This window comes from Wenyingzhuangia sp. 2_MG-2023 (assembly GCF_030548295.1).
Classification (GTDB): Bacteria; Bacteroidota; Bacteroidia; order Flavobacteriales; family Flavobacteriaceae; genus Wenyingzhuangia.
Genome location: NZ_JAUOSB010000052.1, coordinates 1 through 1,518, shown reverse-complemented (window position 1 = coordinate 1,518; position 1,518 = coordinate 1). Strand labels below are relative to the sequence as shown.

Annotated in this window: 1 protein-coding gene; it reads left to right on the top strand. The window is 26.5% G+C overall.

Going from position 1 to position 1,518, the window contains the following annotated elements:
- The first annotated feature begins 363 nt into the window (after positions 1 to 363).
- Positions 364 to 1,443, top strand: coding sequence for a Fic family protein (locus Q4548_RS16595; RefSeq protein ID WP_408068639.1), 1,080 nt, complete (start codon positions 364 to 366; stop codon positions 1,441 to 1,443).
- Positions 1,444 to 1,518: the final 75 nt, after the last annotated feature.

The following is a 1,518-nucleotide window of genomic DNA, read 5'->3' as shown; positions in this document are numbered from 1 at the left end:
CGAAGAAATAAAATCAATCTGGAATTATTAACCTTTTAAAACATCAAAAAAGGTCAACCTATTTCAGGACGATACAAGTTTTGTGTATATTTACTAAGTCGCCAAATCTTGTTGATTTGGCTTTGTGAAACCAAATCAACAAAACCAAACAAAAAGCTTCGGCTTAGTACGTGTTCGAAAATCTTGGCGATTTTCTTCCCGCACTAAGCCTAGCCAAAACCGTTGGCAAAAATACCGTAGCACCCTGAAAAATTGAATGTAAAGAAAACTTAAAAATCTTATCATATATTTTTTATATGTAAAGAAAAATCAATTTTCTTATCAAAAGAATTATCTTTGTAAAGAAAAACAGATTTTCTTATCATTATGAATAATTTCAAACTAGAAAAATTACCACTTACAAAAGACATTGAAACTAAAAGTGTTTTAAAGAAACTTAATGAAGCACATAGAGCTTTAGCTGAATTAAAAGGCTTAGTATCTAGTATTCCTAATGAACATATTTTAATAAATACTTTAGGACTTCAAGAAGCAAAAGATAGTTCTGAAATTGAAAATATTATTACTACTCATGATGACCTTTATAAAGCTGAGTTAAATCTTGACGGTTTAAAATCTTTAGATGCAAAAGAGGTACAAAACTATATCTCTGCATTAAAAATAGGATATTCACTAATTTCTAAAAGAAATATATTAACAAACAATAACATTATTGAAATTCAAGCTGAACTTGAAAAAAATAATGCAGGATTTAGAAAAGTTCCTGGTACTGCTTTGAAAAATGCAACTACAGGAGAAGTTGTTTATACGCCTCCTCAAGATTACGAGACAATTAAAGAACTCATGACTAATCTTGAACAATTTATTAATGATGATAGTTTATCAGACTTTGATCCTATTGTAAAAATGGCAATTATTCATTTTCAATTTGAAAGTATTCATCCTTTTTATGATGGAAATGGAAGAACTGGTAGAATCATAAATGTACTATATCTTGTTATGAAAGATTTGCTCGATTTACCTATACTCTATCTAAGTAGATACATTATAGAAAATAAAGCTAAATATTATGAATTATTACAGGAAGTAAGAAATACAGGTAATTGGGAAAATTGGTTATTATATATTATTCAAGCTGTAGAACAAACTTCAAAACAAACAATTTCTACAATTAAAGAAATTCAAACTTTAATGTTAGAGTACAAACATTTAATAAGAAATAATTATAAATTTTATAGTCAAGATTTATTAAATAATTTATTTCAACATCCTTATACTAAAATTGAATTTATAGAAAAAGATTTAGGAGTATCTAGAATAACAGCAGGTAGTTATTTAAATAAATTAGCTAAAGACGGAATCTTAATAAAACAAAAATTAGGAACAGGAAATTATTATATCAATCATAAATTATATACGATTCTGACAAACAAAGTACTTTAGCCAACAAAGTACTGTGGTAAAAAACAAGTAAAAACTTATTAATTTCTTACCAAAACACTTCTATACCCATCATCA